At 65.1% G+C, this 24980-nt stretch carries 19 protein-coding genes and 2 pseudogenes; 5 read left to right on the top strand and 16 right to left on the bottom strand.

What is annotated here, in order from left to right; all coding sequences use genetic code 11:
• Nucleotides 1-67 precede the first annotated feature (67 nt).
• The 8 genes and pseudogenes from purF to ACCQ12_RS05250 form a co-directional block, all read right to left on the bottom strand.
• A complete protein-coding gene (gene purF / locus ACCQ12_RS05285) occupies nt 68-1534 on the bottom strand; it encodes an amidophosphoribosyltransferase (RefSeq protein WP_039412221.1) in 1467 nt (488 codons plus the stop codon).
• Nucleotides 1535-1564: 30 nt separating this feature from the next.
• Nucleotides 1565-2311 (bottom strand): CvpA family protein, encoded by a 747-nt coding sequence (locus ACCQ12_RS05280; protein ID WP_372383096.1) that lies wholly within the window; start codon nt 2309-2311, stop codon nt 1565-1567.
• Between the two features lie 216 nt (nt 2312-2527).
• Nucleotides 2528-3607, bottom strand: coding sequence for an SPOR domain-containing protein (locus ACCQ12_RS05275; protein WP_372383095.1), 1080 nt, complete (start codon nt 3605-3607; stop codon nt 2528-2530).
• A gap of 68 nt (nt 3608-3675) precedes the next feature.
• Nucleotides 3676-4875 (bottom strand): bifunctional tetrahydrofolate synthase/dihydrofolate synthase, encoded by a 1200-nt coding sequence (folC, locus tag ACCQ12_RS05270; protein WP_372383559.1) that lies wholly within the window; start codon nt 4873-4875, stop codon nt 3676-3678.
• A gap of 235 nt (nt 4876-5110) precedes the next feature.
• The gene (locus ACCQ12_RS05265; RefSeq protein WP_372383094.1) at nt 5111-5596 is read right to left on the bottom strand and encodes a hypothetical protein; all 486 of its coding nucleotides are present in this window, start codon (nt 5594-5596) and stop codon (nt 5111-5113) included.
• Nucleotides 5597-5846: 250 nt separating this feature from the next.
• The gene (locus tag ACCQ12_RS05260) at nt 5847-6491 is read right to left on the bottom strand and encodes a histidine phosphatase family protein (RefSeq protein WP_039412210.1); all 645 of its coding nucleotides are present in this window, start codon (nt 6489-6491) and stop codon (nt 5847-5849) included.
• A gap of 55 nt (nt 6492-6546) precedes the next feature.
• Nucleotides 6547-6939, bottom strand: a pseudogene (locus ACCQ12_RS05255) (S46 family peptidase); the annotation flags it as partial.
• 43 nt (nt 6940-6982) lie between these two features.
• Nucleotides 6983-9064, bottom strand: coding sequence for a phosphocholine-specific phospholipase C (locus ACCQ12_RS05250; RefSeq protein WP_372383093.1), 2082 nt, complete (start codon nt 9062-9064; stop codon nt 6983-6985).
• A 103-nt stretch (nt 9065-9167) separates the two neighbouring features.
• On the opposite strand from ACCQ12_RS05250, the gene ACCQ12_RS05245 reads away from it, so the two are divergent.
• Nucleotides 9168-11582: a TonB-dependent receptor gene (locus ACCQ12_RS05245; protein ID WP_372383092.1), complete on the top strand. Its 2415-nt coding sequence runs from the start codon at nt 9168-9170 to the stop codon at nt 11580-11582.
• A 606-nt stretch (nt 11583-12188) separates the two neighbouring features.
• Nucleotides 12189-13223 (top strand): L-threonine 3-dehydrogenase, encoded by a 1035-nt coding sequence (gene tdh, locus ACCQ12_RS05240; RefSeq protein WP_179455019.1) that lies wholly within the window; start codon nt 12189-12191, stop codon nt 13221-13223.
• Nucleotides 13224-14210: 987 nt separating this feature from the next.
• On the opposite strand, the gene ACCQ12_RS05235 is transcribed toward tdh, so the two are convergent.
• The 5 genes and pseudogenes from ACCQ12_RS05235 to ACCQ12_RS05215 form a co-directional block, all read right to left on the bottom strand.
• Nucleotides 14211-14927, bottom strand: a complete 717-nt coding sequence (locus ACCQ12_RS05235) for a TorF family putative porin (RefSeq protein WP_372383091.1) — start codon at nt 14925-14927, stop codon at nt 14211-14213.
• A 293-nt stretch (nt 14928-15220) separates the two neighbouring features.
• The gene (locus ACCQ12_RS05230; protein WP_372383090.1) at nt 15221-16252 is read right to left on the bottom strand and encodes a sulfate/molybdate ABC transporter ATP-binding protein; all 1032 of its coding nucleotides are present in this window, start codon (nt 16250-16252) and stop codon (nt 15221-15223) included.
• Between the two features lie 7 nt (nt 16253-16259).
• Complete coding sequence (gene cysW, locus ACCQ12_RS05225; protein ID WP_184439640.1) at nt 16260-17213, bottom strand: sulfate ABC transporter permease subunit CysW; 954 nt, start codon at nt 17211-17213, stop codon at nt 16260-16262.
• On the bottom strand, nt 17210-18070 hold the full coding sequence (gene cysT, locus ACCQ12_RS05220; RefSeq protein WP_372383089.1) for a sulfate ABC transporter permease subunit CysT: 861 nt from the start codon (nt 18068-18070) through the stop codon (nt 17210-17212). Before cysT ends, cysW begins: the two co-directional genes overlap by 4 nt.
• Before the next feature lie 2 nt (nt 18071-18072).
• A pseudogene (locus tag ACCQ12_RS05215) lies at nt 18073-19169 on the bottom strand (sulfate ABC transporter substrate-binding protein).
• 92 nt (nt 19170-19261) lie between these two features.
• Between ACCQ12_RS05215 and kbl the strand changes: the two are divergent.
• Together kbl and ACCQ12_RS05205 are read left to right on the top strand one after the other, a co-directional pair.
• Entirely contained in the window at nt 19262-20470 is a 1209-nt protein-coding gene (kbl, locus tag ACCQ12_RS05210; protein WP_166750196.1) for a glycine C-acetyltransferase, read from the top strand.
• A 2-nt stretch (nt 20471-20472) separates the two neighbouring features.
• A complete protein-coding gene (locus ACCQ12_RS05205; RefSeq protein ID WP_166750197.1) occupies nt 20473-20877 on the top strand; it encodes an HNH endonuclease in 405 nt (134 codons plus the stop codon).
• Here the strand turns inward: ACCQ12_RS05205 and ACCQ12_RS05200 are convergent.
• The 3 genes from ACCQ12_RS05200 to ACCQ12_RS05190 form a co-directional block, all read right to left on the bottom strand.
• Nucleotides 20816-21676, bottom strand: a complete 861-nt coding sequence (locus ACCQ12_RS05200; protein ID WP_372383088.1) for a pseudouridine synthase — start codon at nt 21674-21676, stop codon at nt 20816-20818. The two genes, ACCQ12_RS05205 and ACCQ12_RS05200, sit on opposite strands and share 62 nt — an antisense overlap.
• A 19-nt stretch (nt 21677-21695) precedes the next feature.
• Nucleotides 21696-22196, bottom strand: a complete 501-nt coding sequence (locus ACCQ12_RS05195) for a hypothetical protein (RefSeq protein WP_184372237.1) — start codon at nt 22194-22196, stop codon at nt 21696-21698.
• A gap of 201 nt (nt 22197-22397) precedes the next feature.
• The gene (locus ACCQ12_RS05190; RefSeq protein WP_029219243.1) at nt 22398-23495 is read right to left on the bottom strand and encodes an OmpA family protein; all 1098 of its coding nucleotides are present in this window, start codon (nt 23493-23495) and stop codon (nt 22398-22400) included.
• 414 nt (nt 23496-23909) lie between these two features.
• Between ACCQ12_RS05190 and ACCQ12_RS05185 the strand changes: the two genes are divergently transcribed.
• Nucleotides 23910-24932, top strand: coding sequence for a zinc-binding alcohol dehydrogenase family protein (locus tag ACCQ12_RS05185; RefSeq protein ID WP_372383087.1), 1023 nt, complete (start codon nt 23910-23912; stop codon nt 24930-24932).
• The last annotated feature ends 48 nt before the right edge of the window (nt 24933-24980 follow it).

The following is a 24980-nucleotide window of genomic DNA, read 5'->3' as shown; positions in this document are numbered from 1 at the left end:
GGCGTGCTGTCTCGCACGGCCTGCCGGCAGCATCAGCGCGGCCAATCGGCCGCGCCACCGCGATGACTCAGGCGCGACGACGCTTCTTGGCATCGTCCGAGCGCAGCTGCTGGATGCGTTCGAAATAGCCCGGCTCGATGCCGGTGATGTATTCGCCGTTGAAGCACGAGGAATCGAACTGCTTGATCTCCGGATTGCCTTCGCGCACGGCCACTTCCAGGTCTTCCAGATCCTGGTAGATCAGCCAGTCGCAGCCAAGAAATTCCTGGATTTCCAGCTCACTGCGGCCATGCGCAATGAGCTCTTCGGCGGCCGGCATGTCGATGCCGTAAATATTGGGATAGCGCACTGGCGGCGCGGCCGAGGCCAGATACACCTTGCGCGCCCCCGCATCGCGCGCCATCTGCACGATCTGCCGGCTGGTGGTGCCGCGCACGATGGAATCGTCCACCAGCAGCACCACGCGGTTGCGGAATTCCAGATGGATCGGATTGAGCTTGCGACGCACCGATTTCTGCCGCTCGCCCTGCCCCGGCATGATGAAGGTGCGGCCCACGTAACGGTTCTTGACGAACCCCTCGCGGTACTTCACGCCGAGCACGTTGGACATTTCCAGCGCCACATCGCGCGAGGTATCCGGGATCGGGATGATGGTGTCGATGTCGTGGTCCGGACGCAGGCGCAGGATCTTTTCGCCCAGCTTCAGGCCCATGCGCATGCGCGCCTTGTGCACCGAGATGTTGTCGATCATCGAATCGGGACGCGCGAAATACACGTATTCGAAGATGCACGGCGCGTTGTTGGTCGGCGACGCACACACTTCCGAGAACAGCTCGCCACGCGCGGTGATCACCAGTGCTTCGCCCGGGCGCACGTCGCGCACGCGCTGATAGCCCAGGATGTCCAGCGCGGCCGATTCGGAGGACACGATGTATTCGGTGCCCTCGGCGTGCTCGCGCTTGCCCAGCACCAGCGGACGGATGCCGTGCGGGTCGCGGAACGCCACCAGGCCCAGGCCCAGCACCACGCTGACCACCGCGTAGCCGCCCTTGCAGCGGCGGTGCACGCCGGCCACCGCGCGGATTGCCGCTTCGGGAGTGAGCATGCGCTGCGCGTCCAGCTCGTAGGCGAACACGTTCAGCAGCACTTCGCTGTCCGAATCGGTATTGATGTTGCGACGGTCGGCTTCGAACACCTGCTGGCGCAAGGCCTCGGTGTTGATCAGGTTGCCGTTGTGCGCCAATGCAATGCCGTAGGGCGAATTGACGTAGAACGGCTGCGCCTCGTCCATGCCTTCCGAGCCTGCGGTCGGGTAGCGGCAATGCGCGATGCCGACGCGGCCTTCCAGCACCGCCATCTTCTTTTCGTCGAAGACGTCGCGCACCAGGCCATTGGCTTTTTGCACGCGCAGGCGCGTGCCATCTGCGGTGGCGATGCCTGCGGCGTCCTGCCCACGATGCTGCAGGACGGTCAGGCCGTCATACAGCTGCCCGGCGACGTTCTGGTTGCCGACAATACCGACGATGCCACACATGGTGCGCGTTCTCCGCTTCGGCTTGCGCCGTTACTGTGAAGGTGGCCGTGCCTGGCCTTGGGATTCGACCCGAGCCGGGTCGCTTTCTCCGCCGCGAACCTGCGCCGGATCGATATTGGCCGGCATCGCCTGCGTCGGATCGCGTCCGTCGCTGGCAGCTTTGCCGGGTTTGCCAAGCGCACGCGTGATGGTGTCGCTCAGGCCGGAACCGCCAAGCGCCTTGCCCAGGTCCGTATTATCGCCTGCCGAGGGCAACTTCCCCAACTCCGTTGGCAAGTTGCCGAGTTCCATCGATGGCATCTCCATCGATGGCATCCGCCAGGCCGGCAGCTGCGCGCGCATCCAGCCCACACCGGGCTGGAGCATGGGCAGCAGCACCGACTGGCGCCAGGACGGCTCCCGCGGCAGCGGGGTGAAGCCCATCAGCAGCACCAGCACGCTGGCCAAGAACGCGCCGCGCACCACGCCCAGGCCGAAGCCGAGCATACGGTCGGTGCCACCGAGTTTGACCGCGTCCACGCCGGCGCGAATGACCATGCCGATCACCGCCACGCTGATCAGCACGCCGACAAACACCATGGCGTAGCCACCGAACGACTCGGTGGCCGAGGGATGCTTGCCATCGGCCAGCCAGCGCGCCGCCGCGCCGCCGAACAGAAAGGTGGCCCAGCCGGCCAGCAGCCACGACAAGGTGCCGACCACGATGGCGACAAAGCCGCGCAGCAAGCCCAGCAGCGCCGACACCAGAATGATGACGCCCAGCACCATGTCGATCATTGGCGAGGTCTCCGCGCGGCGCGCGCGCCGTTGCTGCACTCTGGCTCGGTCGTCATTGCCCTCCCCTCCGTGGGTGCGAGGCGTTCAAAAAGTCCAGCCGCAGCCGGCAGCGCAATGCGCGCAGTTAGCGGACACATGGCGGTGCGCCAGCCGTGCAGTGTACAAGCGGCTGCCACACACCCAGCGGCCGCGCTTGCTTGCGGCCGGCGCAGGCGTTTATGGATGCGGGCGCACCATGCCGGAAATGCCGACCTTGGCGGCGACCTGCGCACGCAACTGCTCGGCGTCGCCGCGATTGGCCACCGGCCCGACACGCACGCGGTTGAGCGCGCCCTTGTCGGTACGGACCTGTTCGACGAAGGCGCTGAAGCCGGCGGCGCGCACGCGGTCGCGCAGCGCGTCGGCATCTTCGGCGCGACCGAATGCGCCCAGCTGCACGGCAAACCCGACGCCGCTGGCGGCAGGTGCTGGCGGCGCGGCCGGTGCAGCGGCGACCGGCTTGGCAACTTCGGGCTTGGCAGGTTCTGGCTTGGCCGGCGCTGCCTTGGCAACGTCTGGCTGGGCGGGTGTCGGCTTGGGCGCTTCGGCCGGCTTGGGTGCCGCTGCGACCGGCTTGGCCGGTTCCGGCGGAAGGCTCTCGGTCTTTGGCGCAGCCGGCGCGCTGGCAGCGGCCACGGTGCTGCTCGGTTTAGCAGCCGGCGCGGGCGTCGGCGTCGCGACCGGCGCCGGTGCGGCGGCATTCGCGTCCAGCGTCACCACTTGCGCATTGACGTCGCTGCGCACCTTCACTGCCTGCAGGCGGGCCGATTCGGCCTGGGCCTGATCGGCGTACGGCCCCACGCGCACACGCCAGGCGGGGCGATCACCGATCTGGGTCTTCTCGCTGAAGCCAGGCAACTGCGCCTGCTTGAGCCGCGCAATCACAGCATCGGCATCGGCGCTGGTGGCATACGCGCCAAAATTCACCGCGTAGTTGCCGGCCGCCACTTCTGGCGCCGACGGCGCGCTGGAGGGGTTGGCCAGATCGGCGGCATCCGGGTTGTCCTGCACCGCTGCAGGCGCGCTGGGAGCGCCGGCCATGCCCAAGGCGCCACCAGCCGGTGCATTGCCGGGGGTGACCAGCGGCAATTCACGGGTTTCAAATTCGCCATTGCCGGGCGCGGCAGGTGCTTCGAGCGGGACATCGGCCACGCCGCTGGCTGGCGCGGGGCCCTTGACCAGCATCGGAAGGAAGATCACGGCAAGTGCCACCAGAACGATGGCGCCAATCAGTCGCTGTTTCAGAGCAGTGTCCACAGAAGAGAGCTAAAGGCGGCGTGGCGGGGTGCCGCGGCGATTATAAGGCCGGCGCCACCCCGCCGACCCTAGTGGGCTGAACGAAGTGCGGTTAGCGCGTCGGCAACGGTAAGAAAGGAGCCAAAGACCAATACACGGTCGCCGGGCCGGGCGGCGGCCAGCACCGCGCGTAGCGCATGCGCAACATCGGCATGACACGCCGCCTGGGCCGCGGCCGTGCCCTGCAGACGCTGCTGCAAGGCCTTCGCCGATTGGGCGCGGACGCCTTGTAGCCCCGCCAGCGTCCAGTGATCCACCTGCGCCGCCACTGCCTCCACTACGCCCACCGCATCCTTGTCCGCCAGCGCGGCATAGACGGCATGGGTGACGCCGGCGATCGGCTGCGCAGCCAGTGCCTGACCCAGAGCGCGTGCAGCCTGCGGGTTGTGCCCCACATCCAGCAGCACCTCCACGCCGGCGACGTCCATGCGCTGCAGGCGCCCCGCCACCTGTGCGTCGGTCATGCCCTGCGCCCAGGCCGCTGCGGGCACGTCCACCGGCAAGGCCTGCAGCGCCGCGATCGCGGCTGCGGCATTGGCCAGCTGCACCGGCGCCAGCAGGGCCGGCATCGGCAGCTCCAGGGTCACGGCCACATCGCGCCAACGCCATTGCCGGGCGTCGATCGGCTCGAAGAAGTAATCGCTGCCGGCACGGATGGCATTGGCGCCCAGTTGGTAAGCGCGTCGCAGCACGCTGGACGGCGGGTCGATTTCGCCCAGCACCACCGGTTTCCAGGCGCGGATGATGCCGGCCTTCTCGGTGCCGATGGCCTCGCGATCCTCGCCCAGCCAGTCGGTGTGGTCGATATCCACGGTGGTGATCACCGCCACGTCCGAATCGACGATGTTGACCGCATCCAGGCGCCCACCCAGGCCGATTTCCAACACCGCCAACTCCAGCGCGGACTGCTGAAACAGCCACAGCGCGGCGAGCGTGCCGTATTCGAAATAGGTCAGCGTGGTATCACCGCGCACCGCCTCGACGGCAGCAAACGCTTCGACCAGCTGCGCGTCGCTGGCCTCATTGCCGTCGATGCGCACGCGTTCGTTGTAGCGCAGCAGATGCGGCGAGGTGTAGGCACCCACCTTCCAGCCGGCCGCGCGCCCGATCGCCTCGATGAAGGCCACCGTCGAGCCCTTGCCGTTGGTGCCGCCCACGACGATGACATGCCTGGCGGGCGCTTCGATCTGCAGGCGCGCCGCAACCTCGCGCACGCGCTCCAGGCCCATGTCGATGGCGTTGGGATGCTGCTGCTCGATGTAGGCGAGCCAGTCGGAGAGTACTGTGGGGGTAGTCACTGAATTTACCTGATGTCATGCGCATTGGAGGGCATTATCGCCAATGCAGCGCACAGTTGATCAGGGAAGCGATGGTTTGGCCGCGATGAAGAAACTACGGCAGTATTCCCACACGGAAGACAACTCCGCCACAGGCTATCCCCGCTGCAATCCTCGCTTTGCGTGGCTATTTTTCGTAGAACCTTTCGATCCGCAGACCCAACACAGACCGCTGACCGGTCAACAGCACCTGCACCGGTTGCTCCGGATGACGCCGATAAGAAGACGCGTTGATACAGAGATAGCTGGGCACGGCACCCTCCATCGGCGCGCCAGTTAACCGGTACTCGCAAAGCTTTCGATCATGTTGGTAATGCGTCTGCATCACATATGTGTGTTCGAATGATTCGCCCACCGCCAGGGTGAATAACCACGGCAACAGCTTGCACAACAGTAACAAGCATACACAGCCCAACAATATCGGTGCGCCGCATATCATGAATACCGAAAACAACCGGCTGTTTTGATTGAAAATTCCCTCGCGCCCATGCCGACGTGCATTCCTCTGCAATAGCACGCACAGCACAGCACCTAGGGCCGTCATCGGCCAGAACCAAAGGTCAGACCTTAAAAATGGAGCGGGTGCAAAATCGACGAACAGACTCAACGGCACCAGAGCTATCGGTGCACAAAGCAATATGACCTTGCTCCAGGCGAATAACTTGGATGTTCGCGGAGCTACTTCTGGACGCAAATGAGTCATCGCCTGCCTGACCATTTTCCATCTTGAGTTTGCGCCATCGCTTAAGCAGCGAGATAACGCCATCCGGCAGGACGGCGCATCATTACCAAATTACTGATATGTCGCGCTGTCTATGATGATACGTCTCCGTACTGGTAGACCTACGCTGCGTTGCGAGACGTTACAACGCCCGATGCTTGGCCTCACCGAAAAACGGCGTGTGGTGGGCGCAGTCGTTCAAACGGACCACTTCGAGGTGGTCGACGTCGTCGCCTTCGAGCAGGTTGAGAGTGGTGGGCGCCTGGCGGAAGCTCCACAGCTTGGACAGCGGCAGGCCGAGGATCTTGCACAGGATCACGCGATTGACCGCGTCGTGCGCGACCACCAGCAAGGTGTCGTCGGCGCCCAGCCCGTCGGCGGCACGCGCCAGGCCGCGCCAGCTGCGGTCCAGCACCTGGCGCAACGATTCGCCGCCCGGCATCAGCACGGTGTCCGGTTCTTCGCGCCAGGCACGCAGGCGGGCGGGATCCTTGTCGTTGATTTCGCTGGCCAGCAAACCTTCCCACTCGCCATGGGCGATTTCCTGCAGGTCGGCATCGGTCTGCAGCAGGCTTTCGCGCGATGCACCCAACGCAGCCTTGGCGGTGGCCTGCGCGCGCGACAGCGGCGAGGCCACTGCGCGGTCGATCTGCAGCGTGTGCAGCCGTTCGCCCAGCGCACGTGCCTGCCCTTCGCCCACCGGCGACAGCGGAATATCGATCTGGCCCTGGTAACGGCCTTCGGCGTTCCACGGCGTCTCGCCGTGACGAGCAAGCAGGATGCGCATGCGCTGAGAGTTCCTTGGGGGAGGGGCCGGCTCGCTGCGGCGAAACCGGACCGCATCATAACCGCTCCCCGTCCCCTGCCCGGCCAACCCAGCGCACACCCGGCGCCTTCGGGACCTGCAATGCGGGCGCCACCACAGTCATGATCCAGCGCAGATCGCTTTGTGCAGCGGTCGAGCGGGTCATCGCCGGGTCGAAGGTCCAGTCGCTGCTCACCGACTCCCGGTTGCCGTCGAACCCCAGACCGACCAACTGCCCTGCGCATCCATTACCGGCACGCCGGCGCTGCCGCCACTGATGTCCAGCTCCGACACGAGGTTGACCGGCACCGAGCCCGGGCGCTTGTCTTCGAACCCTGCAGCGCTTGGCCCTGACCGCCGCCGGCAACGGCTTGAGCGCGTTGAACGGGGCGGCGTCGGTGTCCTTGGCGGCCATTCCATCCAGCGTGGAAGTCACGCCACGCCCGCTGACGCACGCAGCGGCAGGCCTCCGCTCAGGCGCGTCCCAACGCCGGATCGCTGCGACTTGGCCGACCGGTTTCCAGATGACCGGCCAGCCGGCGGCGAAATGCCGCACCCGGTTGCTCTACCATCACGTCGTACCAGTGATCGCTTGCCGCCAGCGCCAGCCGGATGGTCTGGCGCTGACCACCGGCCAGCTGCAGCGAGCGTGGACTGGAGTCGCCGTGGTCCAGCGCGCGCAGTTGCAGCGTGCAGGCCTGTTGCCCGGCATTGCCGATCTCCAGCACCAGCGCATCGCCCTCCTGCCGCGCTTCCAGCCACGGCGCCGCCTGCTGCGCCGATGCGGGCCGCACGACGCCTGCAAACTCGCGCAGGAATCCATTGGGCCCGTGCACGCGCAACGCATACGCGCCATCGAGTGCAGCGCCCACCGGCACATCGTCGAGCTGCGTGCCCGGCAACACGGAGTAATACCAGGGCCCGCCGCTGGCGGCGCCACTGTAGACATTGAAGGCCGCCGCAGCGGTGCCGGTGTTGACGAAGTGCAGCTGCAGCGCTTCGCCCGCGTGTTCGCGCGCATGCACCTGCAGGGCGTAGGGCAACGCGCGTGCCGGACGTTGGCCCGGCTCCTGGCGCGGCATGCGCGCCGTGGCCGGTGGCGCCGGCAGCGGCTTGTTGCGCACCGCAGCCGTGCGCGCACGGTAGTCGTCGATGGAGGGCAAGGCGCTCAGCGCCGAATCGTCCGGCTTGCGGAAGTCGAACACGCTGGTGAGATCGCCGCTGACCGCACGACGCCATGGACTGATATTCGGCTCGGCCACACCGAAGCGACGCTCCAGCAGGCGCAGCACCGAGGTGTGGTCGAACACCTGCGAATTGACCCAGCCGCCCCGCGTCCAAGGCGAGATCACCAACATCGGCACGCGGATGCCCAGGCCGACCGGCACACCGTTATACGACTCGCCGCGCACATCGACATTGCTGCGCCCCATGCGTGCATCCAGCGCCGGCAGCGGTGCCGGCACATGATCGAAGAAGCCGTCGTTCTCGTCGTAGTTGATGATCAATGCAGTCTTGGCCCAGACCTCCGGATTGGAGGTCAGCGCGTCGATCAAACGCGCCACCAACGATTCGCCATAGGCCGGCGGTGCTTCGGGATGTTCGCAATACGCGGTGGGTGGAATGATCCACGACACCTGCGGCAGGCGATTGGCCTGCACATCGGCTGCAATGGCCGCAATCAGGTGATCGGCCTGGGTGTGGGGCGCGTTTTCTGCGGTGGACCCGGGCACGCAGGCACGTGCGCGCCGATAGCGCTCGTCGGCGCGATCGAGCCCGCGGTAGTGCGCAAAATACGCCAGCGAGTTGCAGCCGAAGTTGTCGTATTCCTGATACACGCGCCAATCGATGCCGGCGGCCTGCAGCCGCTGCGCATACGTGGTCCACCCCATCGCCGCGTAACCGGGTTTGTCGCGCGCCATGTCGGCAGTCCAGTTGCCATCGTCGGCGTTGTCGGCCACCTGTGCGCGCAGGTCGCCCACGCTCAGGCCGCTGGTGCCGGTGAACAGGTACATGCGGTTGGGATTGGTCGGCCCATGCATCGAGCAGAAATAGCCATCGCAGATGGTGAAGGCGTCGGCCAGCGCGTGGTAGTACGGGATGTCCTGACGCTGGAAGTACCCCATCGTCAGCTCGCCCTTGTACGGCACCCAGGTGTCGTATTCGGCCCAGCGTGCCGGGTCCTGCCCGTGGCCGGCTTTCCAGGAGTGGTCCAGGCTCTTGATCAGCGGCGCGCAGGTGGTTTGCGAATCGAACGCGAACGGCAACAGGCGCCGTCCATCGGCCGCAGGCTGGCTCCAGACCGGGTTGCCGTCGCGCAGTTGCAACGCATGCGGGTCGCCGAATCCGCGCACGCCACGCAGTGCGCCGAAGTAATGATCGAACGAGCGATTTTCCTGCATCAGGATCACCACATGCTCGATGTCGCGCAACGTGCCGGTACGCGAATTGGCCGGCAGCGCCAGCGCGCGCCCGATCGACGAAGGCAGCGCTCCGGCCGCAGTGAGTGCAGCAACCCGCTTGAGGAAATCGCGGCGCGAAGCAGATGACGTCATGACCAAAATCCTAGCGAAGCCCGTGCAATGCAGCGCGCGATGCGGCTGCAGAACACGTGTATAGCGGGCAAGCGCGACAGTTTTGCGACAGCCGCCGTCATCAATGTTTCATGAGCCGTTGACACCCTGCGTCGCGAAACGCCGGTGTTGCACCGCGCGTCCGCCCTCAGCCGTGCTCGAACAGGATTCCCCCATGACTTCCGCTCGTCGTTTTGATGTCACTCCGCTGGCGCTCGCCCTGGCCGCGCTGCTTCCCGTCATGGCGCAGGCCGCCGACCCGGTGACCGCCAGCGTGGCCGACGCACCGGCAACGACGGCCGATGCTGCAGGCAATGCAACGCAGCTGGATGCCATCAACGTGGTCTCGCAGGGCAGCACGCGGCAGGTGCAGCGCATCAGCCGCCAGGACATCGAACAACTCACACCGGGCAGCAGCGCCTTCAAGGCCGTCGAAAAACTGCCCGGCGTACAGTTCCAGTCGGCCGACCCGTTCGGCACCTACGAATGGTCCACGCAGGTCACCCTGCACGGCTTCGATCAGAGCCGTCTGGGCTACACGCTCGACGGCATCCCGCTGGGCAACATGAGTTACGGCGTCACCAACGGCCTGCACATCACCCGCGCCATCATTTCGGAAAACCTTGGCTCGGTGGAAATCGCGCAAGGCGCCGGCGCGCTCGGCACCGCCTCAAATACCAATCTCGGCGGCACCATGCAGTTCTATTCGGCCGATCCGCAGACCACGCCCGGCGCGCGGCTGGTGCAGACGGTGGGCAGCGATGCGACGCGCCGTACCTTCGTGCGCGCCGACACCGGCGACCGCAACGGCTTGTCGGCGTACCTGTCCTACGCCAATGCCAGCACCGACAAATGGAAGGGCTTCGGCGACCAGACCTCCGAACAGGCCAACCTCAAGACCGTGTACCAGTGGGGCGACGGCAACCGCCTGAGCCTGTTTCTGGATACCTCGCGGCGCAAGGAATACGACTACATGGATCTGTCGTTGACCAGCCAGCGCGCACTGGGCTGGGACTACGATTACCTGCAGCCGGACTGGGCCACCGCCGTGCAGATGGCGCGTGCATATCAAAACACCGGCGCCACCAGCGGCGTGGCCAACGGTTACCCGCAATCGCTGGCCGGGCTTCCCAGCGATTACAGCTGGCTCGATGCCAGCTACTACGCCGGCGGCGGCCTGCGTCGCGACAATCTTGCCGGCCTGTCCGGCACCTTCGTGTTCGGTGGCGCAACGCTCGATGCCACCGGCTACTACCACGCCAATCGTGGCGAAGGGCAATGGGTGACGCCGTACGTGGCCACCTCGGCGCAGATTCCGGTGTCGATGCGTACCACCGACTATGGTCTGGATCGTTTTGGCGGCACCAGCGCCTTGAAGTGGTCGTGGGGCAATCACGATCTGGAAGTCGGTGCATGGGCGGAAAACGCGCGCACCACGCAGGGCCGCAATTACTTCGCGCTCGGCAACGAGGGCTATACCTCGCTATACAACGTCCTTGAGGCACAGACCCCGTTCCGCCGCGATTTCCAGCAGCGCTACACCACCCAGACCCGCATGCTGTACCTGCAGGACACCTTGCGCCTGCTCGATGATCGGCTGACGCTGAACTACGGCGCAAAGGCGCTGGACACCACCACACGCGCGCAATCGCTGGTGCCGACCACCGCACTGGCGCAGGGCCGCATCCGCGCCGAAGACAACTTCCTTCCGCAGGTGGGCGTGAACTACAAACTCGACGAGCGCCAGGACATCTACGCGTCCTACAGCAAGAACATCGCCGCCTTCGGTTTCACCCCGTTCGCCACCTCGCAGGCCGCCTTCGACCGCAGCCGCTCCACGCTGGAGCCGGAAGAATCGCAAACCGTGCAGATGGGGTACCGCCTTCAGGACGAGCAGTTCCAGCTTTCGGCCGATGCCTACTTCACCAAGTTCTCCAACCGCCTGCTGACCACCTCGCCGTGCACCGCGGTGCAGACCTGCGCCTCGATCCTGAGCAATGTCGGTGCGGTGCACAGCGCCGGTGCGGATCTGGCGCTGATGTGGCGCCCGGTCGAAGGCCTGAGCTGGTTGAACTCGCTGTCGTGGAACCGCTCGCGCTATCAGGACGATTACCTCAACAACGGCGTGGTCGCCACCTCCGGCAAGGACGTGGTCGGCATTCCGGCGCTGATGTTCTCCTCCAGCGCCAGCTACCAGCTTGGCAACCTGCGCCTGGACCTGGACGGCAAGTACGTCGACAAGCGCTACATCACCTTCCTCAACGACTCGCAGGTGCCGTCGTACTGGCTGTTCAATGCAGGCGCACGCTACGACTTCGGCCGCGTGGGCCCGGTCGAGAATGTCGCGCTCGCCCTCAACATCACCAACCTCACCGACAAGCGCTACTTCGCCAGCACCGGCACCAACGGCTACGTCGCCTCCGATCCGGACGGCTACAACCAGACCATGGTGGTGGGTGCGCCACGGCAGTACTTCATGAGCCTGGATGTGAAGTTTTAAGCAGCGCTACATCGTTTGAAAGCGCCCTCATCCGGCGCTACGCGCCACCTTCTCCCGCGCGCGGGAGAAGGCAGGCCGGCAGCGTCTTGACGCCTCAAGCCGGTCCGCAGCGTCCGTTCCCATACGTTCACACTTGCTCGGCTTATCCGTATCTCGCCTCACCTGCTTCCTGTCTTCCCTGCCGTTCTCGGCCTCATCTACTTTTTGCCTTCTCCGCTTTTCCTTTCTGCCTTCTCCGAGCGGTGGCCGGTCTTGCGCAGCGGCTCCCCTCCTTGTCGACTTCCCTCCTTGTCGACTTCCCTGCTTGCCGACTTCCCTGTCGCTCGACTTCCTTGTAGCTCTACTTCTCTGTCGCTCGACTCCCTTGTACCTCGATTTCCCTGTCGCTCGACTTCCCTGCCCTTCCCCCGCCTGCGGGGGAAGGTGCCCGAAGGGCGGATGGGGGCAACCGCCCGGCAACAGACGCATCCTGTCCGCCAACCCACCCATCACCACCACCTCCCGACCCGGACTGCGCCGGGACCATTGCTCTTGCACCGCCACATGCATACGCCTGGCCCCCGCATATAATCGGCGGCTTATCTTTCACTCAGCAGGCCCCGCCAGATGGCGCAGACGATGAAGGCGCTGGTCAAGCGCGAAGCGAACAAAGGCATCTGGCTGGAACAGGTTCCCGTGCCCACGCCAGGCCCCAACGAGGTATTGATCAAGCTGGAAAAGACCGCCATCTGCGGTACCGATCTGCATATCTACCTGTGGGACGAGTGGAGCCAGCGCACCATCACCCCCGGCCTGACCATCGGCCATGAGTTCGTCGGCCGCGTGGCCGAGCTCGGTTCGGCGGTTACCGGCTACCAAGTGGGCCAGCGCGTCTCGGCCGAAGGCCACATCGTCTGCGGCCACTGCCGCAACTGCCGCGGCGGCCGTCCGCACCTGTGCCCGAACACGGTCGGCATCGGCGTCAACGTCAACGGCGCCTTTGCCGAATACATGGTGATGCCGGCGTCCAACCTGTGGCCAATTCCGGACCAGATTCCGTCCGAGCTGGCCGCCTTCTTCGACCCGTACGGCAATGCCGCGCATTGCGCGCTGGAATTCGATGTCATCGGCGAGGACGTGCTGATCACCGGCGCCGGCCCGATCGGCATCATTGCCGCCGGCATCTGCAAGCACATCGGTGCGCGCAATGTGGTGGTCACCGACGTCAACGATTTTCGCCTCAAGCTGGCCGCCGACATGGGCGCCACGCGCGTGGTCAACGTCTCCAAGACCTCGCTCAAGGACGTCATGGCCGACCTGCACATGGAAGGCTTCGACGTGGGCCTGGAAATGAGCGGCAACCCGCGCGCGTTCAACGACATGCTCGACTGCATGTACCACGGCGGCAAGATCGCCATGCTCGGCATCATGCCGCGCGGCGCCGGTTGCGACTGGGACAAGATCATCTTCAAGGGTCTCACCGTGCAGGGCATCTACGGCCGCAAGATGTACGAGACCTGGTACAAGATGACGCAGCTGGTGCTGTCGGGTTTCCCGCTGCACAAGGTGCTGACCCATCAGTTGCCGATCGACGATTTCCAGAAAGGCTTCGACCTGATGGAAGAAGGCAAGGCCGGCAAGGTTGTGTTGAGCTGGAATTGATTGGCTAATGGTGCAGATACGCAAAAGGCGCCGCGAGGCGCCTTTTGTATTTCGGTCTTCAGAAGTGCTTAAACGCAGCGGGTGATCCTTGGGTGCAGGCGAGCGCTTCAAGATACGCGACGTCGGCGAGGATGCAGACAAAGCTCAGTCGGTTGAGTGAGCGAGGACACCGCACCAGACCGTTCGCTAATTGCTCATAAAGAACAAAAAAACCGCACTCGCCAGTTTTTTTCAGCTGCTTGATCGAGAACAAAACACCGCGTCAGACGGTTTACTGGTGCTTTTTTGAAAACGCAACGTACCGACCATCTCCACTGGTCCTTGCCCGCCCACCGTCGCGGGACCCTTGGCGGCATGGATGCCGCCACGGAGCTACATGGACGTACTTGCAGCGTGTCCCGCGGCGGTGGGCGGGCAAGGGCCCTGCAGCCAAGCCTCAGCGTCGAGGGCGCGGTGCCCTCACCGCTCGCGGGACACGCCGTGAATCCGTCCGTGGAGGCTCGATGGCGGCATCCATGCCGCCAACGGTCCCGCAATCGGCGAGGACACCGCACCAGACAGTTGGCTGATTGCACATAAAGAACGAAAAACCGCACGCGCCAGTTTTCCAGCTGCTTGATCGAGAACAAAACACCGCGTCAGACGGTTTACTGGTGCTTTTTGAAAACGCGACGCAAGGACCGTCTCAACTGGTCCTTGCCCGCCCACCGTCGCGGGACCCTTGGCGGCATGGATGCCGCCACGGAGCTACATGGACGTACTTGCAGCGTGTCCCGCGATGGTGGGCGGGCAAGGGCCCTGCAGCCAAGACACAGATCAACCGCTCTACAAGTGATCGATCCGCACGATGCAATCACGCCAAAACAAAACAACCAAGATTTAAAGCAAAGCGTCGTTTAAACAGGCGGCGAAGAATCCACGTAGCCACTCTTGCCGCCTCACCACTTCACAGCCGACTCGTCAGAGCCGCTGTTTAGTCCATCGCCATCACGGCCAGGTGACCGTCGCAGTCGCGACCAGATGGTTCTGCGAATTCTGCCGGCCAAAACCGAATTCGGCCGCTTCGCTGGTGTCGTAATAGCCCACGGTCAGGCCCAGCGGGCCGAAGGTCTTGCCCACGTTGACGCCGAAATCGTTGTAGTCGTGGTCCACCTTGCTGAGTGCGGCGGTGTAGATGCTGTGCCCGGCATGGGCGCCAATGGTGAAGTTGTGCGGCAATGCCCAATTGGCATCCAGCGCGTAGTAGTAGCCGTCCGTGTCGGTGCCGTACAGATCGTTGGTGTAGGCAAGGGTCAGGCTGTAGGTTTTCAGGAATGTGGTCTTGGTGATCAGCTCGGCGTAGTTGGATGCGCCCGCGCCCAGGTATTGATAGCGGTTCACCATCACATCCAGGTTGAAGTTGGCGCTCAGGTCGGTGTTGTAGCCGACGAAGCCGTCCACTTCCCAATCCGGATCGCCAGCGCCGTAGTCGACATTGGAACCCCAGGTGCCGACGTAAAAGCCATACGGCAACTTGTAGGTCAGCCCGGCCTGGAACGCCGGGTCTTCGTTGGTCTGCGAGATACCGCGGAACAGGTAGTCGCTGGTCACCGCAAAGGTCCCGCTGAGTGGCGAGGCAGGCGCGTCTTCCTCCTGCGCTTGTGCCAGCGGCACGACAGACAACAACAGCAACGACAGACGACAGGCGAGCGGGGTCTGCTTCATGGGGCATCTCCTGGAGCGATGGGCGGGCGGATGGCGCGAAGCGAGCTGCACTGACTTCTTAGTCGAACTGTCATTGCAGCGCAACATGAACGTCGCGCTCGCTGGATCCAGCGCACATCCTGCACAAGCCGATGACGCCGATCAGGCCTCCGTCTCATCGACCGGCAGAGCCGAATCTTGATGGGACGGGAGTGGAGATTGGGGATTGGCCACAGCGAAGAGAATCCCTGCCGTGCCCCAATCCCTATCACCAATCCCCCATCCCGAGTCCCGGCTAGTACCAGCCGGCTAGGTCAGGCAGAAAACACGCCGTAGTGGCGCGCTGCCAGGCGTAGTTGCTGCCCTGGCTGAAAACTTCCGGCCGACGCCGGCAGCTCCACCTCTACCTCGTTGCCTGCCGGCTCCAGCGTCGCGCGCAGGCGCAGACGCGCCCCGCTACGCTGCGACCAGGCCACCGTGGCCGGCCAGCCCGCCTCGTCGGGGACCAGATCTTCCGGCCGCACGTAAACCTCGACCGGCCCTGCAGCCAGCGCGGCATTGGCCAGCGGCAGCGCATGCCCGGCCACCTGGATCTGCCCCTGCGCCAGCACCCCGGGAATGCGGTTCACCGCCCCCACAAACGAATACACGAATGGGGAGGCCGGCTTGTCGTAGATCATCGCCGGCGTGTCGAGCTGCTCGATGCGGCCGCGGTTGAGGATGGCCACGCGGTCGGCCAGTTCCAGCGCCTCTTCCTGATCGTGGGTCACGAACACCGTGGTCAGGCCAGTGCGCTCGTGCAGCTCGCGCAGCCAGCGCCGCAGGTCGCGACGCACCTGCGCATCCAGCGCACCGAACGGCTCGTCCAGCAGCAGCACGCGCGGCTCGATCGCCAGCGCGCGCGCCAATGCCACGCGCTGCCGTTGGCCGCCGGAGAGCTGGGTGGGATAGCGCTGCTCCAGGCCCTGCAACTGCACCAGCGCCAACAGCTCTTCCACGCGTGCACGGATGCGCGCTTCGGCCCAGCGCTCGTTGCCACGCCGCACGCGCAGCCCGAAGGCAATGTTCTCGAACACGTCCATATGCTTGAACAGCGCATAGTGCTGGAACACGAAGCCGACCCGGCGCGATTGCACGCTCATGCGGGTGGCGTCTTCGTCGCCGAACAGCACCTGCCCGACATCGGCATGCTCCAGCCCGGCCATGATCCGCAGCAAGGTGGTCTTGCCCGAACCTGAGGGACCGAGCAGGGCCAGCAACTCGCCCTGGCGCACGTCCAGGGTGATGTCGTCCAGCGCGGTGAAGGTGTCGAACTGCTTGCGCAGGCGGTGGATGCGGATGCCCATGGTCACCTCAGTGGCGGTGGTTGGCGGCCAGCGCATCGCCGTGCCGCCATTCCAGATATGTCTTCAACGCCAGCGTCAGCAGCGCGGTCAAGGCCAGCAGCGAGGCGCAGGCAAATGCGGCGCTGTAGGCGTATTCGTTATAGAGAATTTCCACGTGCAGCGGCAGCGTGTTGGTGCGTCCGCGAATATGCCCGGACACCACCGATACCGCACCGAACTCGCCCATCGCGCGCGCCGCGCACAACAGCACGCCGTACAGCAGGCCCCAGCGGATATTGGGCAGGGTCACCCGCCAGAACATCTGCCAGCCGCTCGCACCCAGGCTCAGTGCAGCGAGCTCTTCGTCGCTGCCCTGCTGCTCCATCAGCGGCATCAGCTCGCGCGCGATGAACGGGAAAGTGACGAACGTCGTTGCCAGCACGATGCCCGGCAACGCGAACACGATCCGCGGCAGCTGGATCACGAATTCGCCCAGCGCCGGCAGCTGCACCCGCCACCCTTCGTCGATCAGCGGCCAGGCCCAGCCACTGCGCCCGAAGATCAGCACGAAGATCAGGCCCGCCACCACCGGCGACACCGAGAACGGCAGGTCGATCAGGCTGACCAGCAAGCGTTTGCCCCGGAACTGATGCTTGCTGATGGCCCACGCAGCGGCCACGCCGAACACCAGATTCAACGGCAGCACGATCGCGGTCACCAGCAAGGTCAGCTTGATCGCCGACAACGCATCCGGATCGACCACTGCGCGCAGGAAGGTATCCCAGCCGCCACGCAACGCCTCGGCGAACACCAGCACCAGCGGCAGCAGCAGGAAGGCCAGCAGGAAGGCCAACGCGCCCAGGATCATCAACCACTGCACCCAGCGCGGCTCATTGGTGGCCGAGTCGGTGATGCGGCGCGCCTGCTCGGTCATCGTGCGTGTCTGCAACAGGGAGGGCAACGATGAGACAGCATCGCTCATGCGGGCCTCCGTTGATAGCGCAGCAGGCGTGCCTGCAACGTATTGACCAGCAGCAGGATCACGAACGACAGCAGCAACATGGCCGCCGCAATCGCGGTGGCGCCGGCGTAGTCGAACTCTTCCAACCGGATGGTGATCAGCAGCGGCGCGATCTCGGTGGAATTGGGCAGGTTGCCGGCAATGAAGATCACCGAGCCGTACTCACCCACCCCGCGCGCAAACGCCAGGGCAAAGCCGGTCAGCACCGCAGGCCACAGCCCCGGCAGCACCACCCGCCACACCGTCTGCCAGCGCGAGGCGCCCAGCGTGGCGGCAGCCGCTTCCAGCTCCCGCTCGCTTTCGGCCAGCACCGGCTGCACCACCCGTACCACGAACGGCAGGCCCACGAACACCAGCGCCAGCACGATGCCCAGCTGGGTGTAGGCCACCTTGATGCCGATCACCTCCAGCCAACGCCCGACCCAGCCGTTGCCGCCATACAACGCGGTCAACGCAATACCGGCCACTGCCGTGGGCAACGCGAACGGCAGATCGATCACCGCATCGAACAAGCGCTTGCCCGGAAAGCTGTAGCGCACGAACACCCAGGCCACCCACGTGCCCATCACCGCATTGAAGGCACCGGCCGCGAACGCGGTGCCGAAGCTCACCTGCAACGCCGACAGCACGCGCGGCTCGCTCCAGACCTTCCACAGCCCCTCCCAGCCCAGCCCACTGGTCTTGATGAAAATCCCCAGCAACGGGATCAGCACGATCAGGCCCAGCCAGGTCAGGGTGATGCCCAGACTCAGACCCAGCCCCGGCATCACGCGCCGGCGCGATGGCGACACCGTGCCGGATGCAACCGATGTCTGCATGGCTACTTCTTGGCCTGGATCTGGTCGAACAGACCGCCGTCGGCAAAGTGTTCCTGCTGTGCCTTGTCCCACGAGCCGAAGGCCTGCTGGATGGTCACCAGCTTGATGTCGGGAAAGCGGGCCACATCCGCCGGATCGGCGAACTCCGGATGCCGCGGGCGATAGAAGTGCTTGGCAGCCAGCTTCTGGCCTTCCGGTGCATACAGGTAGCGAAGATAGGCCTCGGCCACATCACGGGTGCCGTGCTTGTCCACGTTCTTGTCCACCAGCGCCACCGACGGCTCGGCCAGGATCGACAGCTTCGGTACCACGATCTCGAACTTGTCCTTGCCCAGTTCCTCGCGCGCCAGCAGCGCCTCGTTTTCCCAGGCCAGCAGTACATCGCCGATCCCGCGCTGGACGAAGGTGGTGGTAGCGCCGCGTGCACCGGTATCGAGCACCGGCACGTTACGGAACAAGGCCTGCATGTAGCGCAGGATGCGCTCGCGGTCGCCCTTGAAGATGTGGTCGGCATAGGCCCAGGCGGCCAGATAGTTCCAGCGCGCACCGCCGGAGGTCTTCGGGTTCGGCGTCACCACCGCCACGCCCGAGCGCAGCAGGTCCGGCCAGTCGTGGATATTTTTCGGGTTGCCCTTGCGCACCAGGAACACGATCGTCGACGTGTAAGGGGCGCTGTTGTCCGGCAGCCGCTTTTCCCAATCGCTGTCGATCAGCTTGGCCTTTTCGGCAATCGCGTCCACGTCGTAGGCCAGTGCCAGGGTGACCACATCGGCTTCGATGCCGTCGATGACCGCCCGCGCCTGCTTACCCGACCCGCCATGCGAGGTTTCCACCGTCACCGTGTCCTGCGGATGCTGCTGCTTCCACTGGGCTGCGAAGGCGGTGTTGTAGTCGCGGTAGAACTCGCGGGTGGGGTCGTAGCTCACGTTGAGCAGCCCGATATCACGCGCGCCGGCCGGGCCAGCCAGCGCCAGCAGCGTGCAGAACAGGGAAGCAAGACGGATACGGGGGTGTGTCACAACGATCTCCTGGCCGGTGGGCGCAGCTGAACAGCAAGCATGCCATGCTGCGCAGCGGCACGCGGGCGGTGAAATGACATCCACGCCGCCGCTTATGCCGATTTTGCATGACGTAGTGGTATGCCATTGTGATCGTTAACATTGCGCTTCTTTCTTTGCCACAGCGACCGCCATGACCCGTCCGCCTGCCGCGCTCACCGCCCACTACGCCGCCGAACTGGAGACCCTCCAGTCCCAGGGCCTGTTCAAGTCCGAGCGCATCATCACCGGCCCGCAGTCGGCCCGGATCACCCTGGCAGACGGCCGCAGCGTGCTGAACTTCTGCGCCAACAACTACCTGGGCCTGGCCGACCACCCGGACATCATCCAGGCCGCCAAGGACGCGCTGGACACGCATGGCTTCGGCATGGCGTCGGTGCGTTTCATCTGCGGCACCCAGGACCTGCACAAGCAACTGGAACGCACCATCGCCGAGTTTTTCGGCACCGAAGACACCATCCTTTACGCGGCCTGCTTCGACGCCAACGGCGGCCTGTTCGAACCATTGCTCGGCGAAGCGGATGCGATCATTTCCGACGCGCTCAACCATGCCTCCATCATCGACGGCGTGCGCCTGTGCAAGGCCAAGCGTTTCCGGTACGCCAACTGCGACATGGCCGACTTGGAAGCGCAGCTGCAGGCCGCCGACGCGGCCGGCTGCAAGACCAAGCTGATCACCAGCGACGGCGTGTTCTCGATGGACGGCTTCATCGCCCCGCTGGACGAGATCACTGCCCTGGCCCGCAAGTACAACGCGCTGGTGCACATCGACGAATGCCACGCCACCGGCTTCCTGGGCGCCAGCGGTCGTGGCTCGGCCGAGGTCAAGGGCGTGCTGGACCAGATCGACATCTTCACCGGCACCCTGGGCAAGGCCATGGGCGGCGCACTGGGCGGCTTCACCACCGCAAGGCGCGAAGTGATCGAACTGCTGCGCCAGCGTTCGCGGCCCTACCTGTTTTCCAACTCGCTGCCGCCGCACGTGGTGGCCGCCGGCATCAAGGCGTTCGAGATGCTGGACGCGGCCGGCGAGCTGCGCACGCAGCTGGTGGAGAACACCCGCTACTTCCGTGAGCGCATGACCGCAGCCGGCTTCGATCTCAAGCCCGGCGTGCACCCGATCAGCCCGGTGATGCTCTACGACGCGCCATTGGCGCAGAAGTTTGCCGAGCGCCTGCTCGAAGAAGGCATCTACGCCATCGGCTTCTTCTTCCCGGTGGTGCCCAAGGGGCAGGCGCGCATCCGTACCCAGATCAGCGCCGCACACACCCGCGAGCACCTGGATCAGGCCATCGATGCCTTCATCAAGATCGGCCGCGAACTGGACGTCATCAAGTCCTGAGCATGCGCACGGTCCTGCGCCAACGGCTTCTGCTCGCGGCGCAGACCGATGCCCAGGCGCAGCTGCTTGCCGATCGCTGGGAAACCCGCTGCCTGCATTGCCGGCGGCGCCTGCAGGTCCGTGCCGACGGCGAGCCGCTCGGCCACACCACCCTGGAACACGTGGTGCCGCAGGCCTGGTTCGGCCGGCGCGCCGCCGCCGCGCTCTGCGCGCTGGTCGGCGACGCCCCTAACGACGCACGCAATCTCGCGCTGGCCTGTGCCAGCTGCAACCACGCCAAGGGGCGGCGCCATGACGCCAACGGTGCTGGCGATGCGCGCGCTGTCGAAGTGGTCGGCGCCTTGCTCAGCGCGCGCCTGGCGCGCTGGCGGGAGCCGACATCAGCGCCCGGACTTCCGCCGCACTGAGCTCGCGCCAGGCGCCCTTGCCCAGCGCCCCCATTGCCAGCGAACCGATCGCCACGCGCACCAGCCGCAGCACACCGATATCCACGGCCGCCAGCAGCCGGCGGATCTGCCGGTTGCGGCCTTCGTCCAGCACGATTTCAAGCCAGGCATTGCGCTCGCCTTCGCGCAACAAGCGCACCTGTTTGGCGCGCAGCAACGCCCCGCCGCCGTCCGGGTCGGGGTCGACCACCCCGGCCTGCAGCTGCGCCAGCCGCTCGGCGCTCGGGCGGCAATCGATCTGCACGTGATAGGTCTTGTCCGGCCCGCTGCCCGGGTCGGTCACTGCCGCAGCCCATTGCGGGTCATTGCTGAAGAGCAGCAGCCCCTCGCTGGCCTTGTCCAGCCGCCCCACCGGCGCGATCCACGGCAGACCGGCGCCATCGAAGCAGCGGTAAACGGTGTCCCTGCCCTGCTCGTCGCGGGCAGTGGTCACCACACCGCGCGGTTTGTTGAGCATCAGGTACACGCGCGCAGGCCCGGCCAGCGGCTGACCATCGACGGTGATGGATGCCTGCTGGTCGGTGCGGATCGGAAACTCGGGGTCGCGGATCACCCGCATGGCGACGCTGACCCGCCCATCGACGATCCAGCGCGCCGCTTCGGTGCGCGAACACACACCCAGCTTGGACAACACCCGCGCCAGCCCATGGCGTGGCGCAGAGTGAGCGGCACCTGCAGCCGATGCACGCACGCCGCGCACCGATGCAGCCGAGGCGCGCTGACGAGGCCGGGACGTCACCGGCGGTGGTCGCCGGGTCATGCCGTCCCGACCGTGCGGCTTACTTGGTTTCGACCGGCTTGGCGTCGGCAGCAGGCGCAGCCGGCGCCGGTGCAGCCACCGGACGCGCCTTGACCACGCGCACGCCGCGCGCCTTCATCCAGGCATCAAATTCTTCGGCGGTCATGCGCTTGCCGTTCTGGCTCATGTCAAAGCGCCACGGCGTGTTGTCGAAAGCGGTCGTGGCCTTGTAGGCCGCCGGATCGTTCGGGTTGACGGTGCCGCCCGGTGGAATGACCTTGGCCAGGTCCTGGCAGCCTTCCACGCGCAGGCGCAGCAGCACGCGGTCGACCGATTGATCACTGCTGTACGGCTGTGCCAGCACGCCGGTGGGCATGCCCAGTTGCACGCTGCGGGCATAGAACTCGGCAGCGGCCGGCGCGATGACGGTGGCGGGCAACGGCAGCGGCTGGGAGACCGTGTTGCCGGCGCAGTTCGGTGCGGCGTAGGCGGCGGGAATCAAGGCGAGACAGAGCAATCCTGCCGAAGCGGTACGCAGCATCGTGGTTCTTCCAGTAAAAGTGTGGTGTCGACGCGGCGAGTGTAGGCAGCGATGAACGCTGTTTTCAACAGGAACCGCATATCGATGGCAACGCAGACAGCATGGCGGTCCGGCTGCGGCTGAATTCGGGAGTTTTCGGATCACACATAGACAAAACCCGGCACGAGGCCGGGTTTTGTATGAAGCAAGCCAGCGGCCAGATTAGTTCTGGACGTTCAGCTCGGTACGACGGTTCTTCGCACGGCCTTCCGGATTGTCGGAACCATCCGGGTTGGCGTTCGGAGCAATCGGACGGCTCTCGCCGTAGCCGATCGGGCCAACCAGACGCGACGCATCGACGCCGTTCTTGGTCAGGTAGTCGTACACGGTGGTCGCACGACGCTCGGACAGCTTCTGGTTGTACGCGTCGGTACCCTTCGAGTCGGTGTGACCGGCAACCTCGACCTTCAGGTCGGGGTAACGCTTCAGGATTTCGGTCGCTTCGCTCAGGATCGACACGGCATCCGGACGCAGGGTCGACTTGTTGAAGTCGAAGTTCACGCCCTTCAGGTCGATCGAGACAGGAACCGGGCAACCGTCCGGACCGATGGTCTGGCCAGGCTGCGAGTTCGGGCACTTGTCGTCGCAGTTGTTGACGCCGTCACCGTCGTCATCCAGATCGGCGCAGCTGGGAGCAACCGGAGCCGGAGCCGGCGGCGGAGCGGTCGACGGAGCCGGTCCCAGCGGGATCACGACGCCGACCGAAGCCAGCACGTCGCCGAACCAGTCTTCCTGCGGAGCAGCAACGCTCTGGTCGTTGAAGTCGGCGCGGTAGGCCAGTTCAGCACGCACGGCGACGCGCTTGTCGAAGGTGGTCTGCAGACCGACACCAGCCTTGGCGGCAAAGTTGCCGTCCTTCTGCTGGCCCGGCGACACCGGGTTCGGGGTCGCGTCGAATTCTTCTTCCGAACGCTGGTAGCCCAGACCGAACAGCAGGTAGGGGTTCCAGCCGCGGCCTTCCTGGATGAAGTGGCGACGCAGGTCGAACGAGATGCCGTACTGGCTCCAGTTCTGGTCCTGGTTGGCGTCGAAGTTCGGGTTCTGATAGTTCAGTTCACCGTCGATCGACCAGTTCGGGCTGACAAACTTGCCCAGGCCCAGGGTGACAAACGGAGCATCATTGGTCAGGCGATCGCTGTCCTGGAAGTTGAAGCCAGCGCTACCGGTCAGGTACCAACGGTCATCGAACTCCTGCGCGGAAGCAGCCTGGGCCACTGCCAGACCGCCGAGCAACGCGGCAGTGAGAATTTTCTTGTTCATTTATACAGCTCCTTCTTTGGGAGATAAAACCGATAGAGGCGGTGTTCTTGGTAAAGATGCTCGTCACATCCAGAGCCATCGGGGCGCAGATTAAGCCGGCCTCGGTGAAGATCGCGTTAACGGTCATATAACATGTGAAAGCAATCGCCAGGGCCGCCGAGCCCACTCGATATTACGTATACAGTTTCATGAAGAAAAGGGCCCGGCGCTCACTTTCGCTTATCGAAGCACATGAACATCAGCCGAATCGAGGCGATTGAAGACGGTTCCATGCAAGGCACTTTCCGGTGTCCCAGCGTGGCAGGAAAACCACATAGGTGAACGCCAGGCCCCGTGCGAGCTGAATTGTGGGGTGCGTGGTTGCAGCGCACTGACTTCACAACGCACCCTGAACTTCCCATCAGGAGCGCCCCGATGAAAGCCGTCGCCCTCACCAGATACTTGCCGATCGACGACCCCGCATCGCTGCTTGACATCGAGGTGCCGAGCCCTGGAGCGCCCTCGGGGTATGACTTATTGGTACGGGTGGAAGCGATCTCCGTGAATCCGGTCGACACCAAGGTACGCGCGTCCACGCCGCAGGCCTTGCCCGAGCCGATGATCCTGGGCTACGACGCGGCCGGAGTGATCGAAGCGGTCGGTCCGGAGGTGACCGCTTTTGCGATAGGCGATGAGGTGTATTACGCCGGCGATGTCGGCCGGCCGGGTAGCAACGCGCAGTTCCAGTGGGTGGATGCACGCATTGCCGGCTGCAAGCCGACCTCGCTCAGCTTTGCGCAGGCAGCGGCATTGCCGCTGACCACCCTGACGGCCTGGGAGCTGCTGTTCCAGCGCATGCCCTTCGCCTTCGACGGCGCGCGTCAACGCGGCCGGCACCTGTTGATCATCGGCGGTGCTGGTGGCGTTGGGTCGATCGCGATCCAGTTGGCACGGCACGCCGGCTTCACGGTGATCGCGACTGCATCGCGCCCGGAGAGCATCGAATGGGTCCGGCAGATGGGCGCTCATCATGTGATCGACCACCATCGGCCGCTGCACGCGCAATTGCAGGCACTGGGCCTGCAGACCGTGGACGCGGCGCTGAATCTGGCCGATACCGACCGCTACTGGCAGCAGTTGGGCGAAGTCCTGGCACCGCAAGGACATGTCGGCCTGATCGTGGAGCCGCGCGGTGCGCTGACCATTGGCGGCCCCTACAAGTCCAAGTGCATCGGCATCCATTGGGAGCACATGTTCGCGCGGGCGCGCCACGCGACCGGCGACATGGTGGAACAGCACCGCATCCTCAACCGCGCCGCGAGCCTGATCGATGCCGGCGAGCTACGCTCGACGCACACCGAGACGCTGTCGCCGATCAACGCCGAGAATATGCGCCAGGCGCATCGGCGCCTGGAAAGCGGCAGCACGATCGGCAAGCTGGTGCTGGCCGGCTGGTAAGCGCATCGGCGGCTACGCCACCGCTTGCACGGCAGAGGCAGCGGACGC

The organism is Xanthomonas sp. NCPPB 1068, assembly GCF_041479385.2.
Taxonomy (GTDB): Bacteria; Pseudomonadota; Gammaproteobacteria; order Xanthomonadales; family Xanthomonadaceae; genus Xanthomonas; species Xanthomonas cannabis.
The sequence above is the reverse complement of the archived record's forward strand: the minus strand, read 5'-3'. Positions and strand labels throughout refer to the sequence as shown.

Coding starts and splice junctions, on each gene's coding strand:
- ACCQ12_RS05185 (WP_372383087.1), top strand. CDS start 23,910: ATGAAAGCCGTCGCCCTCACCAGATACTTGCCGATCGACGACCCCGCA.
- ACCQ12_RS05195 (WP_184372237.1), bottom strand. CDS start 22,196: ATGCTGCGTACCGCTTCGGCAGGATTGCTCTGTCTCGCCTTGATTCCC.
- cysT (WP_372383089.1), bottom strand. CDS start 18,070: ATGCAGACATCGGTTGCATCCGGCACGGTGTCGCCATCGCGCCGGCGC.
- kbl (WP_166750196.1), top strand. CDS start 19,262: ATGACCCGTCCGCCTGCCGCGCTCACCGCCCACTACGCCGCCGAACTG.
- ACCQ12_RS05260 (WP_039412210.1), bottom strand. CDS start 6,491: ATGCGCATCCTGCTTGCTCGTCACGGCGAGACGCCGTGGAACGCCGAA.
- ACCQ12_RS05250 (WP_372383093.1), bottom strand. CDS start 9,064: ATGACGTCATCTGCTTCGCGCCGCGATTTCCTCAAGCGGGTTGCTGCA.
- cysW (WP_184439640.1), bottom strand. CDS start 17,213: ATGAGCGATGCTGTCTCATCGTTGCCCTCCCTGTTGCAGACACGCACG.
- folC (WP_372383559.1), bottom strand. CDS start 4,875: ATGGGCCTGGAGCGCGTGCGCGAGGTTGCGGCGCGCCTGCAGATCGAA.
- ACCQ12_RS05190 (WP_029219243.1), bottom strand. CDS start 23,495: ATGAACAAGAAAATTCTCACTGCCGCGTTGCTCGGCGGTCTGGCAGTG.
- ACCQ12_RS05280 (WP_372383096.1), bottom strand. CDS start 2,311: ATGATCGACATGGTGCTGGGCGTCATCATTCTGGTGTCGGCGCTGCTG.
- ACCQ12_RS05205 (WP_166750197.1), top strand. CDS start 20,473: ATGCGCACGGTCCTGCGCCAACGGCTTCTGCTCGCGGCGCAGACCGAT.
- ACCQ12_RS05245 (WP_372383092.1), top strand. CDS start 9,168: ATGTTTCATGAGCCGTTGACACCCTGCGTCGCGAAACGCCGGTGTTGC.
- ACCQ12_RS05230 (WP_372383090.1), bottom strand. CDS start 16,252: ATGGGCATCCGCATCCACCGCCTGCGCAAGCAGTTCGACACCTTCACC.
- purF (WP_039412221.1), bottom strand. CDS start 1,534: ATGTGTGGCATCGTCGGTATTGTCGGCAACCAGAACGTCGCCGGGCAG.
- ACCQ12_RS05235 (WP_372383091.1), bottom strand. CDS start 14,927: ATGAAGCAGACCCCGCTCGCCTGTCGTCTGTCGTTGCTGTTGTTGTCT.
- tdh (WP_179455019.1), top strand. CDS start 12,189: ATGGCGCAGACGATGAAGGCGCTGGTCAAGCGCGAAGCGAACAAAGGC.
- ACCQ12_RS05200 (WP_372383088.1), bottom strand. CDS start 21,676: ATGACCCGGCGACCACCGCCGGTGACGTCCCGGCCTCGTCAGCGCGCC.